The organism is Agreia sp. Leaf244 (assembly GCF_001422695.1).
Lineage (GTDB): Bacteria > Actinomycetota > Actinomycetes > Actinomycetales > Microbacteriaceae > Agreia.
Genome location: NZ_LMLX01000001.1, coordinates 1 through 16042 on the forward strand (window position 1 = coordinate 1; position 16042 = coordinate 16042).

Consider the following 16042-nt stretch of genomic DNA (forward strand, 5'->3'; position numbering starts at 1 on the left):
TCACGACCAAGGGCAAATACATCACCTGCGTCACCTCCATGCCCCTCGCCGGCAACGCCGCACCCGGAACCGTACTCGGCTGCACCACCCAGACCTACACACCCGTGGCTATCGCCCCGGTGGGAGCATACGAGAAGGCGACCGCCACGAACGGCACCCTCGCCCTCACCGGCTGGGCCGCCGACGCCACGTCACTGGCAGCATCCAACCAGGTCAAGATCGACGTCTACTACCCCAACGGGCAGGGCTCCGTCGCCACCGTCACCGCTTCGGTGCCGCGCCCGGAGCTGAACGTCGCCGTGCCAGGTCTCGGAGTGAACCACGGCTACAGCTGGTCCATGCCGATCACGCAGAAGGGCAAGTACGTCACCTGCGTCACCTCCATGCCCCTGCCGGGTAACCCNAGGTCTCGGAGTGAACCACGGCTACAGCTGGTCCATGCCGATCACGCAGAAGGGCAAGTACGTCACCTGCGTCACCTCCATGCCCCTGCCGGGTAACCCCGCACCCGGAACCGTACTCGGCTGCACCACCCAGACCTACACCCCGGTCTCGATCGCCCCGATCGGGGCATACGAGAAGGCGACCGCCACGAACGGCACCCTCGCTCTCAGCGGCTGGGCCGCCGACGCCACGTCACTCTCGAGCTCCAACCAGGTCAAGATCGACGTCTATCTTCCCAACGGCACCAACACCACCATCAGCACCACCGCCTCGGTGCCACGCCCCGAGCTCAACGTCGCCGTACCCGGCCTCGGAGTGAACCATGGCTACAGCTGGTCCATGCCCATCACGACCAAGGGCAAATACATCACCTGCGTCACCTCCATGCCCCTCGCCGGCAACGCCGCACCCGGAACCGTACTCGGCTGCACCACCCAGACCTACACMCCGGTCTCGATCGCCCCGATCGGGGCATACGAGAAGGCGACCGCCACGAACGGCACCCTCGCCCTCANGTCGCCGTGCCCGGTCTCGGAGTGAACCATGGCTACAGCTGGTCCATGCCCATCACGACCAAGGGCAAATACATCACCTGCGTCACCTCCATGCCCCTCGCCGGCAACGCCGCACCCGGAACCGTACTCGGCTGCACCACCCAGACCTACTGAGCGGGGGCGTCACGCCCAGTCGTCCGGGTCCTGCCCATATCTGCTGAGCACGAGGCTGCGGGCCACGGCGGCGTCGGGGAAGACGTCGGGATTGTCGATGAGAATCCGCTTAACGAAGGGGAAGCCGGCTTCGAGCAGGCGTGACCCTCCGATCGTCGTCGGATTTCCCCCCTCGGGGACGATCTGCTCGTGAGCGAACCACGGACGGCTGACGAAGCCTTCCGTCGCGAGAAGGCGGCTGAGACCGATCTCGTATCGCAAGACGATCGCATCCTTGTCGTCGAGGTCGCGAACGGTGCGCCAGAACGTCTGCACGGCCCGATGTCTCAGAACGCCCGTCTTGAAGCCGAGGAGGAAACTCTGCAGGTGCGGCAGGTATTCGAGTGTGTCCGTCGCCCCCCAGACGTCGCAGGGCGAGGCCTCGAAGTCCGCGACAAGGGGGGCGAGGGAATCGAACGGACCCAGAAGGCTGTCGTTCGCAAAGATCACGAACGGCTTGTCCGCGAGCTCCGGCACAACCGCGAGCGCCGTGGCCCACGAGCCAAAGTCGTAGCCGATATTGGGCTTCGTGATCACGAAGGACGGGCGACCCGCAGCGTGCGGCCACACCAGCGGCTCCGTGGCCTCGGACGCCCTCACCAGCAGCACGCGATAACCGTTCGACTCGAACTCCGCGACCAGCGTCGACAGCGAGCGGGAGACCCTCTGGTCGCTGCCATAGCTCGCGATCACGGCCACCCGGTCACCGCCGATGAGAGCCGCACGCTCGCCGGATGTCGTCACCACAGGGAGGATGGAATCGAGCGCCCGCACGGGCCTCGATGGCGCACGGCGGTCTGCGACGAGCCTGCGTGCGAAGTGCTCGGCACGACGTATCGGAGCACCGAGTCTCCAGCGCAGGGTGCGGCGCCGTCGACGTGCGCTTTCGAGTTGATCTGACACGACACGCCTCCCGGATGCGGACCCCCAAGAGGATACCTCGATCGAAGCCGTGGTCTAGAGTCGGGGGCAGTCGCTTCTGACAAGAGAGAGTATGCATTGAACGCCAAAGTCGCCATTGTCACCAGGACCAAGAACCGCCCGGTCATGCTCACCCGGGCATTGGACAGCATCACCGGGCAGAAATTCACGGACTTCGTTCTGGTCGTCGTCAACGACTCCTCAGAACGCGAACCGGTCGACCAGCTGATCGAGTCGCGTGGACAGGCGCTCGAGGGGCGCGTGGTGGTCATCCACAACGATTCTCCAGCGGGCCGCTGGGGTGCCATGGACAACGCGATCGCCGCGGTGGAGTCGGACTACGTCATCCTTCACGACGACGACGACACCTGGCATCCGGAATTCCTCGAGCAGACGGTGCGACACCTCGACACCACGCCGGATGACGCGGCGGTCGGCACCCGGACCGAGCTCATCTTCGAAGAGGTGCGATCGCACAAGATCGTCGAACTCCGCCGCCAGCTTCTCGCAACAGACCTCAACACCGTCTCTCTCCTCGAGATGCTCAAGCAGAACTACGTCCCTCCCATCGCGCTGCTGCTGCGCCGATCGGTCTTCGCGGAGATCGGCTCCTTCGACAACACCCTGCCAGTGCTGGCCGACTGGGACTTCACACTCCGACTCGTCAGCCGATTCAGCGTCGGCTTCATCGATGGCAAGCCGCTCGCCTACTGGCACCACCGCGAAACCTCGATGGGCGACGAGGGCAACAGCGTCGTGGCCGACGCTCAGAACCACCAGCGCTACAACCTGAGGATCCGCGACAAGTTCCTGCGCGAAGGCCTGCAGAACGGCGACAATCTCGGTCCGATGCTTCTCGCGGCAGAACTCTTCAGAGAGCTCGACACTCGCGCCACGCTGGCGCGGGCGGAACAGTCCCGCGTCTTCGACGAGACCCGGCGGCTCAGCGCGGACCACCTCGAGGTCGTCCACGCGAGCATCGTCACCGAGCTCTCCACCCTGCACCACGAGATCGCCGGCCTTCGTGCAGACGTCGCACGCATGATCAGCCTTCAGGAGACGCCGCCTGCGAAGCCCCGCTTCTCCGATCGTGCTGTGGGACGGATTCGTCGAGTACTCGGACGTCGGTGAGAGCGTCGCCGCAGCACTGAAGCCGGCCAGAGGTGCCTCTCGGCACCGCCGGGTATCCTTACGGCGCATCACATTCTCAAGGAAAGCCACGGCCCAGCATGCGACGAATCATCTTTTACCTGTTCTTCGATCCCCAGGGCGTTGTCGACGACTACATCACCCACAAGCTGTCCCGTCTGAAGAAGCAGGGCGACTACGTGTTCGTCGTCTCGAACTCCGCGCTCGACACGAACAACCGGGCGAAGCTCGAGGAGCTCGCGGACACGGTCTGGGAACGAGAGAACGTGGGCTTCGACGTCTGGGCCTACAAGGAGGCGATCGAGACCTTCGGTTACGACAAGCTCGCCGACTTCGACGAGCTCATCCTGATGAACTACACCTTCTTCGGTCCGATCACGTCCTTCGATCCGCTCTTCGAAGAGATGGATGCGAAGACGGTGGATTTCTGGGGAATCACGGACCACGCCGAGGTCATCCCTCATCCGCGAACGGGCACGGGGCGGATGCCTCGGCACATCCAGTCGCACTGGATCGCCGTGCGTCCCTCGATGTTCCTCTCCGACGCGTTCCGCGACTACTGGAGCACCATGCCGGCGATCACGTCGTACGACGAGTCCATCGACCTGCACGAGGCACGCTTCACCCAGCATTTCACCGATCTCGGATTCAGCTCCGACGTGGCCTTCCCCGAACACAACTACGCTTCGCAGCATCCGATCTTCGATGACGCCGTGCAGATCCTCCGCGACGGCTGCCCCATCATCAAGCGTCGAATCTTCTTCCACGACCCGCTGTACCTCGATCGCAACGGCATCATCGGCAAGGACGTTCTCGACGTGATCGAGGAACGCGGCTACCCCACCGACCTGATCTTCTCCAATGTCGTCCGGTCGTCGAAGCCACGTGTGCTGAAGACCAACTTCTCGCTGCTCGAGGTTCTGCCCGAGAACGATCTGGGCTACGACCCGACGCGTCCGCTCAGGGTGGCCGCCGTGGCTCACATCTTCTACGAGGAGATGGTCGACGAGATGGTCGATCGATTCGACACCCTCCCCGACGGCTTCGACCTCTTCATCACCACGTCATCCGAGGAGAAGAAGCGCTCGATCGAGGAGGCCCTCGGCAGGCGGGGAGTCAGCGGTGATGTCCGGGTCGCCGAGAGCAACGCGGGTCGCGACATCTCCGCATTCTTCATCGGTTGCCGCGACGTCATCGAGAGCGACGACTACGACCTCATCGTCAAACTGCACTCGAAGAAGAGCCTGCAGAACACTCCGGGCGTCGCGAACCTGTTCAAGCGGCATCTCTACGAAAATCTCCTGTCGTCACCCGGCTACACGAAGAATGTCCTGAGGCTGTTCCAGCAGCACCCGACGCTGGGAATGGTCTTTCCGCCGATTATCCACATGGGAGTCCCCACGCTCGGACACGCGTGGTTCGGAAACAAGTGGCCCGCACAGCAGGAGGCGGAGAGGCTCGGATTCACGATCCCCTTCGACGACTCGACCCCGCTGTCGCCATACGGGAGCATGTTCATCGCCCGCCCGAAGACGTTGCGCGCCATTGCCGCCGCCGGTTACACGTACGACGACTTTCCGAACGAGGGCGGGTACTCCGATGGCTCTCTCGCGCACGTGCTCGAGCGTCTGATCAGCTACGGGGCGCTCAACGAGGGATATCACATCCGAGAAGTGCTCACCACACGCTTCGCGAGCATCTACTACTCGTTCCTCGAGTACAAGCTGCAGGCGATCGCGGAGCACTTCGATTCCGGATATCCCGCAGAACAGATCCACGAACTCGTGACGCCCAGGGCCGAGCCCACGACCCTCGAGTTCCTCAAGGGCCGCTTCACGAAGCGCTTCCCGAAGGCCAAGGTCGCTCTGCGCCCCGTCTACACCATCGCTCGGATGTCAGCTCGACGTGCGCGTTCCGTCGTCCGTCGAACCCGCGCCTGAGTCGACCCCGCCGATCGTCCTGTAGATTTGACCACCATGCGCCGCGTTGTCTTCTACCTCTTCTTCGATCACGACGGGCAGGTCGACGACTACGTGCTCCACGCGCTCGAGAACCTCCGATCTCACAGCGAGCACATCTTCGTGGTCTCGAACTCCGAGTTGGACGCACACAATCGTGCGCGCCTGGAGACCGTCGCAGACACCGTCTGGGTTCGAGAGAACGTCGGATTCGACGTCTGGGGCTACAAAGAGGCGATGACGGAGTTCACCCAGGAGCGCCTGGTCGAGTACGACGAGATCATCTTGATGAACTACACCTTCTTCGGACCGGTGAAGTCGTTCGATCCTCTCTTCGAATCAATGGATGCGCAGCACGACCTGGATTTCTGGGGCGTGACGAATCACGGTGAGGTGGTTCCCCATCCCTTCAATGCCGATCTCGAGCGTATGCCGATGCATATCCAGTCGCACTGGATCGCCATACGGAAGTCGCTCTTCGCATCCGACGACTTCGTGACGTACTGGGCGACGATGCCCATGATCACCTCCTATAACGAGTCGATCGACTACCACGAGTCTCGTTTCACGAAGCATTTCTCCGATCTCGGCTACACGTTCGACGTTGCGTATCCCGAGTCGGACTACCCCTCGATCCACCCCGTCTTCGACAACGCGACAATGATCCTCCGCGCGGGGTGTCCGATCGTCAAGCGGCGCACGTTCTTCCACGACCCGCTCTACCTCGACAGAAATGCGATTCTCGGGCGAGAGATAGACGAGATCCTGATTGCGAACGGGTATCCGACAGAGCTCGTCTACTCGAATCTCGCCCGCACGACGCAGGCACGTGTGCTCGCGACCAACCTCTCACTCGTCGAGATCCTGCCTGAAGAAGATCTCGGCTATGACGAGTCGAACCCGCTCAGAATCGCAGCGGTCGTGCATCTCTACTACGAGGACATGACCGACGAGATCCTCGATCGGCTCCAGATGCTGCCGGGATCATTCGACCTCTACATCACGACGACCGACTTCTCCAAGAAGAGCATCATCGAGGCGACCCTCGCGCGACGCTCGGTCGTCGGTGAGGTGCGGGTTGTCGAGAGCAACCGCGGCCGCGCGGAGTCCGCGTTCTTCATCGGCTGTCGAGACGTCATCCAGAGCGATGCCTACGACCTGATCGTCAAGCTCCACTCCAAGCGGAGCCCGCAAGACGATTTCGCCAAGGCCGAGCTGTTCAAGAGGCACCTCTTGGAGAATCTGCTCGGATCGCCCGGATACACGGCGAATGTCCTCCGACTGTTCCAGCAGCATCCGACGCTCGGCATGGTCTTCCCTCCGATCATCCACATGGCGTACCCCACCCTTGGGCATGCCTGGTTCACGAACAGGGAGGCTGCGGCAGTCGAAGCGAAGAGACTCGGAATCACCGTGCCTTTCGACGAATCAACGCCTGTAGCCCCCTACGGCACGATGCTCATCGCCCGCCCGCAGGCGCTTCGCCGCATTGCAGACGGCGGTTACACCTACGACGATTTTCCCGATGACTCGAACTGGGGTGACAGCAATCTCCCCCACGTGCTCGAACGATTGATGGGGTACGCGGCACAACAGGACGGATTCCACATCCGTCAGACTCTCAACATCAAGTTCGCCTCGATCTACTACGCCTTCCTCGAGTACAAGCTTCAATCCGTCGCGGCGCTCATGCCGGCATACCCGGAAGAGCAGGTGGCGTTCCTCCGTGAGGTGCACAGACAACGAGCAGCCGGCGTGTTCCCTCATGCATTGACCGTGCATGACATCGCCGAAGTTCCGACCCTCGCGATCCTGAAGTATCGTGTGATGCGTCGTAGTCCCAGGCTCGGCATCGTTCTCCGTCCCGGCTACCAACTCGCGCGTGGAGCACTCCGACGGCTCAGGCGAGCAGTCGTTTCGCGCAGACACTAGATTCGAGCAACAACCCGCCATGCCACTGACCCTCCAAGAGGCGTTCAACCCTCGAGCCAACAGCATCGGGTTCCTGCGTTGGCTCATGGCGTTCCTCGTGATCTTCTCTCACGCCGGTCCTCTCGGCGGTTTCTACGACAGCCGCGACCTCGGGGCTGCAATCAGCACGGAACAATCCATCGGCGGCGTCGCCGTTTCGGGCTTCTTCTTCTTCTCCGGGTTCCTCATCACGAAGAGCCGAATGGGTCGGTCGACGATCTTCCGTTATTTCTGGCGTCGAGCCCTGCGCATCATGCCTGCGTTCTGGCTGGCGATGCTCGTGACGAGCCTCATTCTTGCGCCCATCGCGTGGATCAAGACCACCGGCAGTATCGCCGGGTTCTGGAACCCGCCAAGCGAGTCGCCGCTCACCTATTTCGTGAACAACATGTGGCTCTTCATGGGACAGCACAACATCGCGGGAATGGGTGCTTCCACTCCGCTGGGAGCGATCGGCGGCTTCGATTGGAACGGATCGGCGTGGACGCTCTACTACGAGTTCCGTGCCTACATCCTCGTGGGACTGATGGGCCTGTTCGGGCTGCTCGCACACAGGTTCCTCGCGTCCGGCATCGCCGTCCTGATCATCGTGCTGAACAGCCTGCAGTGGTCCGGAGTTCCCGTCGGCGCGCAGAATGCCTTCCTTGCCAATCCTTACAACATGATGCTCCTCGCTCCCTTCGCGTTCGGCATGCTGTTCGCTCTCTGGGGCGACAAGATCCGGATCGACGACCGGATCGCGGTGTTCGCGCTCGCCGTGTCGATCTTCACGTATTCGGAGGGCGGCTGGAACGTCCTCGGACAGTACTGCTTCCTCTACGTGCTCATGTGGGTCGCGATCCGAGCCACGAAGCTCAACAATTGGGAACGCTTCGGAGACTTGTCATACGGCATCTACATCTTTGCCTGGCCGGTGATGCAGTTCGGTGCGTACTTCCATCTTCAGGATCGCGGATGGTTCGTCTACCACCTGACCGTCGTCGTCGCGGTTCATATCCTGGCGTTCTTCAGTTGGCACCTCATCGAGAAGCCCGCCATGTCGCTCAAGAACTGGACGCCGAAGCCTCTCGAGGCCGCAATCGAGCGCGGCCGGCCCTTCGTCGATTCGCTCAAGCGTCGCGTCGTGAGCAGGCGGTTCTCCTCCTCGAACTTCGCCGCGAAGCTACGCCGTGAATCCGCTGTTCAGAGTGGGGCGGGCACAGAATGAGCGACAAAGGTGTTCGACCGCTCCCGGTGGAGGGGGCCCGAGGGCGCAGCGGTCTGCTGGTCTGGTACCGCTACATTCCGCTCGTGCTGCTTCTGATCGCTGTCGTGGTGATGGCCGGCGTGGGCATCACCACGAAGGCGCAGTCGACACCAGCTGCGCCCGCCGCGGTGGCCGAGCAGGTCGCACCACCAGGCCTTCCCGAGGTCTGCTCGCCCGGTGTCGATCAGGGGCTCGTCGCGGAGCCCTGGCTCGACCCGGCACTGCTCGACTCATCGGAAGCGCAATTCCAGGCGGCGACGCAGAACGCAGACCCGGTCTACGTGACGGGCAGAGACGGCTGGGCGTTCTGGAACGACGGCCAGGTCAACGACCTGTCCCAGTCGCTGGGACGCGTCAGCCTCGATCCCGCCGGAGTAGACGCGTGGGCCACCTACTTCTCGACGCTGCAGACCATCGCCGCCGAGAGCGGCAGCTCCTTCTACGTGGTCATCGCCCCCGCGAAGTGGGATGTCTATCCGCAGCAACTGGCCGACTGGGCCCAGCCCCTCCGAGGCACCGTCTCGTTCGACAAGCTTCTCGCGGCCCACCCCGAACTTCCCCTCATCGACACACGGACGGCCCTCCGGGAGGCGTCCGAGTCGACGAATACCTACACGCCGCTCAACAGTCATTGGAACGGATACGGTGCGTACGTCGCCTGGGATCAGATCACCCAGTGCCTCACGACGAACGAGACCGCCCTCGCCGGCATCTCGGCACCCGAGATCTCGGGCATCTCGGGCGGCCCCGACCACAATGAGTACGCAGCCCAAGGGCTGGTTGCTGCCGGTTCCGATGACTGGAAGACGCCGGATTACGAGCACCTGCCGACGACCGTGACCTCACTCGAGAGCGGCACCGCGATCGCAGACATCCCCGACAACATCGTCGACCTCACCCTGCTCCCCGTCAGAACCCACACCGATGGAGCCCAGAGCGACAAGGGGCTTCTGGTCATCAGCGATTCGACGTCGACGTCGTTGTCACCGTTGATGTCGCAGAGCTTCGCCGACACGGTGATGTACCAGCACAACGTCGGAGTCCCCGCGCGCGATGTCGACTTCCGCCGGATAGTCAGTCAGCACCCGTCCGATGTGACCCTCTTCGTGATGACGGAACGCTACCTCGGGTTTCCTCCGCCCATCATTCCCGGCGCTCCTGCGGTTTGAGACCTTCGAATCGGCACGTAGTACCCTTGTTCCGGCCCCACACCAAGAACCTGGCGTAGGCGGTCGCAATCACACGTCGTTCTAGGAGTTCTGATCTCATGACCACAACCGTTCTCGTCACGGGAGGTGCCGGCTTCATCGGCTGTGCGCTGTCGAAGCAATTGCCCGATCACTTCGACCGAGTGGTGGCATTCGACAATCTCCACCCGCAGATCCACCCGACGGCAACGCGCCCGGCCGACCTCGACGAGAGAGTCGAGTTCATCAAGGGCGACGTGACGGTCGCCGAGGACTGGGACCGGCTGCTGGCCGACGTCCGACCGAACGTCGTCATCCATCTCGCCGCCGAGACGGGAACCGGCCAGTCGCTGACCGAGGCCACGCGGCACGCGAAGGTCAACGTCGTCGGCACGACGGAGCTGCTCGACGCTCTGGTTCGCCACGAGGCCCTGCCCGAGAAGATCGTGCTGAGCTCCTCCCGCGCCGTCTACGGCGAGGGCGCCTGGGTCGACGCCGACGGAGTCGTGAGCTACCCCGGCCAGCGTTCCGACGCGATGCTGGAATCCGGTCAATGGGACTTCCCCGGACTCACGGTTCTCCCGTTCGAGTCATCGAAGGTCTCCCCCAACCCCACCAGCGTCTACGGCTCGACGAAGCTGGCGCAGGAGAACATCCTCCGGGCGTGGTGCCTGGCGCTCAACGTGACACCTGTTCTCTTCAGGCTGCAGAACGTCTACGGGCCGGGCCAGTCGCTCAGCAACCCGTACACCGGAATCGTGTCGTTCTTCGCGCAGAAGGCGAAGGCCCTCGAGGTGATTCCCGTCTACGAAGATGGCGAGATCATTCGTGACTTCGTCTACATCGACGACGTCGCGAACGCCCTCGTGCAGGGCGTGCTGCACTCGGGCGCGAACGAACATGCCTACGACATCGGGTCGGGTGAAGGCACGAGCATCCTTCGCATCGCGGGTCTGATCGCCGACTACTACGGCGCCCCCGCACCCCAGATCAACGGCAAGTACCGCAACGGCGACGTGCGAGCGGCAAGCTCCGAGATCGGTGCGTCAGAGGCCGCCCTGTCGTGGAAGCCCGAGGTCATGGTCGCCGACGGCGTCGTGCGGCTCTGCAAGTGGATCGACGCCGGAGCACCGGCCCTCGTATAAAACGGTCCGGGATGCTGCCAGCACGGCGGCATCCCGGCTGTCGCGGCTCAGCCGACGACGATCTCGGTCTCTGCGTGAACGGTGCCCACAGCAAGGCTGTAGTACGGCACATTGAACGACAACACCTGCACGAGGTCGTGCATGTGCACTCCTGATGTGTCCATCAAGGATGCGCTGATGAAGTACTTACCACTGCCGAAGTTCGAGTTCTTCAAGACGAACGTGACCGTCTGAGCTTCTCGGAGGGGACTGAGCTTTATTCCGGCTCGCTTTGTGGTCGACCCGTAGACGACCTGGCCGGAGACGCTGTCGATCTGGAGTGCCGCCATCCAGTTGGGCATGCCCGTGTCGTGCTCGAAGGTCATGGCGACCTCGATGTCGTCTCCGGGTTCTACGGCTGCGCCCTGCTCGCGCCCGACGACGGTCATTTTGACATCGAGAATACGACCCTGGTTGATGGGCTCGTCGGCGTGAGCCGCCACCTCTTCGAGACGCCTGTCTTCGAGGATGTCCCGGAACGTGGCCGTGGCCTTCTGCGGCTCCCCGTCGAAGACGACAGAACCCGCCTTGAGCAGCACGGCGCGATCGCAGAGCTCGTTGACCTGCCCGAGCGAATGGGTCACGAGGATGATCGTGCGGCCCTCTGCCTGGAACGAACGGATCTTGTCGAGGCACTTGCGCTGGAAGGCCTCGTCTCCGACGGCGAGCACCTCGTCGACGAGCAGGAGGTCGGGGTCGACGTGGATGGCGACGGAGAACGCCAGTCGCACGTACATGCCGCTCGAGTAGAACTTGACCTGTGTGTCGATGAAGTTCGCGATGCCGGAGAACTCGACGATGTCGTCGAAGTAGAAGTCGGTCTGCTTGCGGCTGAGGCCGAGAATAGAGGCATTCAGGTAGACGTTCTCTCGACCCGTCAGGTCGGGATGAAAACCGGCGCCGAGCTCGAGCAGGGCGGCGAGGCGTCCGCGCCGCAGGACCGAACCGGAGGTCGGCTCGATGATGCCTCCGATGGCCTTGAGCAGCGTGCTCTTGCCTGAGCCGTTCGACCCGATGAGGCCGATGGTGCTGCCCGACTCGATTTCGAGGCTGATGTCCCGGAGCGCCCAGAAGTCTTCTCTGAACTTCGCGGAGCGGCCCGCGTTGACGATGCGCTCCTTGAGGCTCTTCTCCTTGCGAATGACGAACCGCTTCGAGACGTTCGACAGCTGGACGACGGGTACTGACTTCACCATGTTCTAGAGCTCCTGAGCGAAGTTGCCCTGCAACCTCGAGAAAACGCGCTGCGCACCGAACAGAAGAGCCACTCCGACGACGCCGGCGATCAGCAGGCGAAGCGCGAGCAGTGGCAGCGGTTCAGCATCGCTGTTCGGGGCCCAGAAGGCCTCCTGGAAGCCGATCACCGCGAGGGTCACCGGGTTGTTGAGATAGATCTCGGCCAACCACGGGGGCATGCGGTCCGTGGCGAACGACCAGTGGTACAGGATCGGCGTGCCCCACATGAACAGCATCAGAACGACCTCCACGAGGTACTGCACGTCGCGCAGGTAGACATTCAGCGCAGACAGCAGGATGCCGATGGCTGTCGCGTAGATGAGCACCACCGCGAAACCACCGAGACCGTAGAGAAGATGAGGCCCGAAGGTGAGGGTGCCGAACACCGCCGCGGCGATGAGGAGAATGACGAACTGGATGAGGAAGTTGAAGATGGCGGAGCCCACCGCAGACAGGGGGAAGATCTCGCGGGGCAGGTAGACCTTCTTGACCAGGCCCGAGTTCGCGATGATCGACGACGTGGCGCCTCCGACCACCTCGCTGAAGAGGAGGTAGATCGTGAGACCGGCGAAGAGATAGATGGCGAAGTTCTCGACGTTGCGCGCCGCTCCGAGGAACTCCCCGACCACGATCGCGTAGATGAGCAACTGCGTGAGCGGTTTGATGAGGCTCCAGAAGAAGCCGAGGGTGCTGTCTTTGTAGCGGGCCTTCAACTCGCGGCGGGTCAGGAGACCGAGCAGCTCGCGGTGCCGCCAGATGTCGACCAGCTGCGAGGTGGTGCGCCCGATTCCGACGCCCGGAGATCCTGCGCCCTCCCAGGGAAGGGAGTCGAGACGTTCTATGCGCTGTGCAGGGGACTCTTGAATGCCAGCCATCTTGTTGCGGCCTCCAAGCCAATAAGTGCGTCAGCCCGGTGAGTAGGCCGCTTTAGAGGATACAACAGTCGAATGAGTGCATCGTCGAAGGCACGGGCACGACCATTCGCGCCGATTCAGGCCCGCAGAGAGGCGTAGAAATCAGGCTTGAGGCTTGCCTGGCTGTAGAACTGGTTCGTCTCATCCATCACGAAATCGATGTCGACGTCGAGCTTGGCCAGCGTGTAGCCGTGTCGGGTGGCGAAGTAACTCAGCCAGATGTCGTCGAGCATCCAGTATTTCTCGGGAATCGTCGTGAAGAACGTCTTGTCGGCGAAGATCCGCGACGAACAGATCATGCCGCCCGGCCCGATGTGGTCGACATGCTCACCGGGCTTCGCCTTCTGTCGTTCCCAGTAGGAGTCTCCGACGGTCCAGGCCCACCACGCCGAGATGGTGTCGGGCCGGTAGGCAGCGATCGCCTTCGAGACGAAGGTCGGCGCGATGTCCTGGTCGTCGTCGATGACGATGATGGGTTCACCATCGGCAGAGAGCTTGCGCGCCCAGTAGAAGCGGGCGATCGAGCCGAGGTTGTACGGCGTCTTGACGAGATCGACCGTCTTCAGCGCGCCCTTCGCGGTGAATTCGGCGATGGCCCGGCGATACACCTCATGCTCGCTCTTGTTGTTGTTCCAGAGGTACAGCCGGATGCCGGGGGCGAAGTCCTGGGAATCGAGAAGCTCCAGGATGTCGGTTATACGCGAAGACCTGTTCCACAGGCAGATGAGGACTCGCGCCTCGCCTCCTGCGACCGGGGCGAACTCCGTGGATTCGGAACGGAACCTGCCTGCCAGCAGTCGCCTCTTGATGACTCGCTTGACAAGGGTCTCCAGTGGCTGTCTTCCGATCACCCCCACAGCCTATTACGTCACCGCACCCGACGATCGAGGATCGAATCCGAGCAGCCGACGCGCACGGCCGATGTCTGCAACGCTCAAGCTCGGCCGCCCGGGCGTCGCCGAATAGTAGACCGGAGAGACCAGCGACAGGTTCTGCACCAGTTGACGGGAGGTCAGTCCGATGCCCGATCCGATATTGACCGTGGCATGCGGCATGCCGAGGTCGACCGACAACGAGAGCACGATCGCGTCGACGACGTCGTCGACGTGAACGTAGTCCCGCACGAACTCGTCCATCGCGCGGAGCTCGACAGGACGGTCGGGCGTGGACTGCCGCAGACGCTCGACGAGCGACGCATCGAACCCCGGCCCGAACACATTGAAGATGCGGAGCGCGACGGAGGTGAAAGACGCGTCGGATTCCCGGGCCGTGAGAGCCAAGAGTTCTTCCGCGCGCAACTTCTGCCGACCATAGGTGCTCGGAGGAGCAGTCACGGCGGACTCCGCAACAGGGCCGGAGAACCCGTCGCCGTAGACCGCAGCAGTCGAAGCGAAGACGAAACGCGTCTGCCCACGGCTGGCCAGAGAGCGGGCCAGAACGCCGGTGCCGTCGACATTGACGCGCGCCGCCATCTCAGGATCCTCATCGCAGCGAGCCCCGACGGCGGCCCCGAGATGCACGATCGCGTCTGGCCTCGCATCCTCGACCATCCGCCGCACGAGATCGGCGTCGGCAAGATCGACGCGCGGCAGCACGCCACTCCCGGACTCAGCCGTGCCGCCGACCGCCACCACGTCGTACTCGGGCTTCAGCCGAAGCGCTGCGACGACGCGGCGGCCGAGACGGCCGCTCGCGCCGGTCACCAGCACCCGGGTCGGCGTGGGGGGCCCGGCGGTCATTGGATGGCGAAGCCCAGTGACCGCAGTCGCTCCACCGTCTCGACCGAGTCGATCGAGTACGATCGCGTCGCTGCGAGGAGGTCGCCGACCTTGTTCATGAAGTCCACGGTGTCGAAATCCTGGGCATCCCTCACGACGAAGATCTTGCTGTTCGGTGTAGCCGCTACCTTGTCCGGCTCGTAACTGAGTTCCTCGAACATCTTCTCCCCCGGCCGCAGTCCCACGAACTCCACAGAGAGTGTGGGGTCGACGGCGTGGATGAGACTGGTCGCGAGGTCGAGTATCTTCACCGGCTCCCCCATGTCGAGCACGAAGATGTCGCTGGCTTCTCCCACGATCGCCGACTGGATGACGAGGTGGCTCGCCTCGTCGATGGTCATGAAGAAGCGCGTGATGTCGGGATGCGTGACCGTGAGCGGCTGTCGTTTCGCGATCTGGGAACGGAAGGTCTGCATGACGCTGCCGTTGCTCTGGATCACGTTGCCGAACCGCACCGCGTTGAAGGCCGTCTCAGGATGGTCTGCGGCGATGGCCTGCATCATCATCTCGCCGATCCTCTTGGTCGACCCCATGACGTTCACCGGATTGACTGCCTTGTCGGTGGAGACGTAGATGAAGTTCTCGACCGCGAACCGAGTGGCCAGCTGCATGAGGTTGAGCGTGCCCCAGACATTGTTGTTGACCGCCTCGATGGGGTTCGCCTGCATCAGCGGAACATGCTTGTACGCGGCCGCATGGAAGACGACCTGTGGGCGGTATCGCTCGAAGAGCTGGGTGAGAAGAAGGTCGTTCTTGATATCGGCGATGTGATATTCGATGCCGGATGCGGCACTGCCCAGCTCTTCGCTGAGGAAGAAGATGCCGTTCTCCCACCAGTCGACGCAGACGACGACCTCTGCCCCCATGCCGGCGAGCTGCTTCACGAGACGGGATCCGATCGAGCCGGCCGCGCCCGTGACGAGCACCCGTTTGCCTCGAACGAACGCCTGCGCCGACAGCACATCGTGTTTGACCGGCTTTCGACCGACGAGGTCGAGCACGTCGACATCGGTCAGGTCGTTGATGTCGACGGTATCCCTGGTCAGGATCTCGTGCGTGCGGGGAATGATCGCGATGTCGACCCGACTGACGTCGACGGAATTGATGAAGTCGCGCACGGTCGCCGCGTCCACCGAAGGGATGGCGAAGTAGGCGAGGTCGACGTCGTACCGTGCCACCACCTCGTTGACATCTGCCAGGGTGCCCAGCACGTCGGGGCCGGAGACCAGGTCGTCGAGGAATCCCACGACGGTGCCGCCTCGCTGGGTGATATCGGCGGCCAGCGCCTTGCCTGCTGTGCCGTGGCCAACGATCAGTATTCGACTATCCATCCCCACGACCCTAGTT

Annotated in this window: 12 protein-coding genes; 6 read left to right on the forward strand and 6 right to left on the reverse strand. The window is 62.9% G+C overall.

Going from position 1 to position 16042, the window contains the following annotated elements; all coding sequences use genetic code 11:
* Nucleotides 1-1121: 1121 nt before the first annotated feature.
* Nucleotides 1122-2054, reverse strand: a complete 933-nt coding sequence (locus ASF06_RS00015; protein WP_235500846.1) for a rhamnan synthesis F family protein — start codon at nt 2052-2054, stop codon at nt 1122-1124.
* A 96-nt stretch (nt 2055-2150) separates the two neighbouring features.
* Here ASF06_RS00015 and ASF06_RS00020 point away from each other — a divergent pair, with 96 nt between their 5' ends.
* From ASF06_RS00020 to ASF06_RS00045, 6 genes are all read left to right on the forward strand, one after another.
* Nucleotides 2151-3203: a glycosyltransferase family 2 protein gene (locus ASF06_RS00020; RefSeq protein ID WP_157439017.1), complete on the forward strand. Its 1053-nt coding sequence runs from the start codon at nt 2151-2153 to the stop codon at nt 3201-3203.
* A gap of 98 nt (nt 3204-3301) precedes the next feature.
* Complete coding sequence (locus tag ASF06_RS00025; RefSeq protein WP_055941786.1) at nt 3302-5161, forward strand: rhamnan synthesis F family protein; 1860 nt, start codon at nt 3302-3304, stop codon at nt 5159-5161.
* Nucleotides 5162-5197: 36 nt separating this feature from the next.
* Nucleotides 5198-7111 (forward strand): rhamnan synthesis F family protein, encoded by a 1914-nt coding sequence (locus tag ASF06_RS00030; RefSeq protein WP_055941789.1) that lies wholly within the window; start codon nt 5198-5200, stop codon nt 7109-7111.
* A 19-nt stretch (nt 7112-7130) separates the two neighbouring features.
* A complete protein-coding gene (locus ASF06_RS00035; RefSeq protein ID WP_055941792.1) occupies nt 7131-8357 on the forward strand; it encodes an acyltransferase family protein in 1227 nt (408 codons plus the stop codon).
* Nucleotides 8354-9565 (forward strand): alginate O-acetyltransferase AlgX-related protein, encoded by a 1212-nt coding sequence (locus tag ASF06_RS00040; protein ID WP_082500585.1) that lies wholly within the window; start codon nt 8354-8356, stop codon nt 9563-9565. The genes ASF06_RS00035 and ASF06_RS00040 overlap by 4 nt, the downstream gene beginning before the upstream one ends.
* A 98-nt stretch (nt 9566-9663) precedes the next feature.
* Complete coding sequence (locus ASF06_RS00045) at nt 9664-10728, forward strand: NAD-dependent epimerase/dehydratase family protein (protein ID WP_055941797.1); 1065 nt, start codon at nt 9664-9666, stop codon at nt 10726-10728.
* Nucleotides 10729-10775: 47 nt separating this feature from the next.
* Here the strand turns inward: ASF06_RS00045 and ASF06_RS00050 are convergent, their stop codons facing one another.
* The 5 genes from ASF06_RS00050 to ASF06_RS00070 form a co-directional block, all read right to left on the reverse strand.
* Nucleotides 10776-11963 carry an ABC transporter ATP-binding protein gene (locus tag ASF06_RS00050; protein WP_055941800.1) on the reverse strand — a complete coding sequence of 396 codons (1188 nt, stop codon included), beginning with the start codon at nt 11961-11963 and terminating at the stop codon, nt 10776-10778.
* A gap of 3 nt (nt 11964-11966) precedes the next feature.
* Nucleotides 11967-12878: an ABC transporter permease gene (locus ASF06_RS00055; protein WP_055941802.1), complete on the reverse strand. Its 912-nt coding sequence runs from the start codon at nt 12876-12878 to the stop codon at nt 11967-11969.
* 116 nt (nt 12879-12994) lie between these two features.
* Nucleotides 12995-13768: a hypothetical protein gene (locus tag ASF06_RS00060; protein WP_055941805.1), complete on the reverse strand. Its 774-nt coding sequence runs from the start codon at nt 13766-13768 to the stop codon at nt 12995-12997.
* 12 nt (nt 13769-13780) lie between these two features.
* Nucleotides 13781-14656 carry an NAD-dependent epimerase/dehydratase family protein gene (locus ASF06_RS00065; protein WP_055941808.1) on the reverse strand — a complete coding sequence of 292 codons (876 nt, stop codon included), beginning with the start codon at nt 14654-14656 and terminating at the stop codon, nt 13781-13783.
* Nucleotides 14653-16026, reverse strand: a complete 1374-nt coding sequence (locus ASF06_RS00070; protein ID WP_055941809.1) for a polysaccharide biosynthesis protein — start codon at nt 16024-16026, stop codon at nt 14653-14655. The genes ASF06_RS00065 and ASF06_RS00070 overlap by 4 nt, the downstream gene beginning before the upstream one ends.
* Between the last annotated feature and the right edge of the window lie 16 nt (nt 16027-16042).